The organism is Pseudomonas avellanae BPIC 631 (assembly GCF_000444135.1).
Lineage (GTDB): Bacteria > Pseudomonadota > Gammaproteobacteria > Pseudomonadales > Pseudomonadaceae > Aquipseudomonas > Aquipseudomonas avellanae.
Map to the genome: position 1 here is coordinate 1 of NZ_ATDK01000455.1, position 1,328 is coordinate 1,328.

General features: G+C 56.4%; 1 protein-coding gene. It reads left to right on the plus strand.

Annotated elements, in window-relative coordinates:
• Positions 1-97: 97 nt before the first annotated feature.
• The gene (locus tag DW49_RS0123955; protein ID WP_005619771.1) at positions 98-1,165 is read left to right on the plus strand and encodes an ABC transporter substrate-binding protein; all 1,068 of its coding nucleotides are present in this window, start codon (positions 98-100) and stop codon (positions 1,163-1,165) included.
• Positions 1,166-1,328: the final 163 nt, after the last annotated feature.

Genomic DNA, 1,328 nt, shown 5'->3' on the forward strand with positions numbered 1-1,328 from the left:
CCGATCTTTGCGATATTGCTATGAAAGCGTCATAGCAATGGCCTGCGCTTTTCTGTGGCTACCAATGTGAAACGGGAACAGACCCTAGGAGCTCCGAATGAAACATCTTTTGTTGGCATCACTCCTCGGTTCAGCCATGGCAATGAGTTCGCTGGTCATGGCTGCGGACACAGATCTTAAAACGCTGGAAGCGGCGGCCAAGGCCGAAGGCGCGGTCAACAGCCTCGGCATGCCGGATGACTGGGCGAACTGGGGCGGCATCTGGAAAGACCTCGAAGCCAAATACGGCCTCAAGCACATGGACACCGACATGAGCTCGGCTCAGGAGATCGCCAAGTTCGAGGCGGAGAAAGACAACGCCAGTGGTGACATCGGCGACGTCGGCGCAGCGTTCGGCCCTATCGCCGCAGCAAAAGGTGTGACCCAACCCTACAAGCCAACCACCTGGGAGCAGATTCCGGACTGGGCCAAGGACAAGGAAGGTCACTGGGCGCTGGCTTACACCGGCACCATCGCCTTTATCGTCAACAAGAACCTGCTGCACGGCTCTGAAATTCCAAAAAGCTGGGCTGACCTGAAAACCGGTAAATACAAAGTCTCGATTGGTGACGTGAGCACCGCTGCACAAGCCGCAAACGGCGTGCTGGCCGCTTCTTTCGCTATGAAAGGCGATGAAAGCAACATCGAGCCAGGCCTGGCACTGTTCACCGATCTGGCCAAGCAGAAACGCCTGTCGCTGGCCAACCCGACCATTCAGACCATCGAAAAAGGCGAAATCGAAGTCGGTGTGGTCTGGGACTTCAACGGCCTGAGCTACCGGGCCAAGATGGCCAAACCGGATGACTACGTGGTGCTGATCCCGTCGGACGGCTCGGTGATTTCCGGTTACACCACCATCATCAACAAATACGCCAAGCACCCGAACGCCGCCAAACTGGCGCGTGAGTACGCCTTCAGCGATGCCGGTCAGATCAACCTGGCACGTGGCCATGCACGCCCGATTCGTGCCGAGCACATCAAGCTGCCTGAAGACGTACAAGCCAAGTTGCTGCCGCATGAACAGTACAAGAACGTAACGCCGATCAAAGACGCAGCAGCCTGGGAAAAGACTTCCAAGGCCCTGCCTCAGAAGTGGAACGAACAAGTCATCATCGAGATGAACTGATCCTCCACTGCGACTCAAGGATGAAGTCGTGTCCACCGGGCGAGCCAGTCTCGCCCGTTTTGCCTAGGGTCTGTTCCCGTTTCGACGTAACCTATTGATCCCTATGAGAACAGGCCCGTATTGTTGGAGTTCTCACACAACACCAATACGAGCCTGCAATGCC

Bases quoted from the DNA above. Each gene is read 5' to 3' on its own strand.
- DW49_RS0123955 (WP_005619771.1), top strand. From the start codon at position 98: ATGAAACATCTTTTGTTGGCATCACTCCTCGGTTCAGCCATGGCAATG.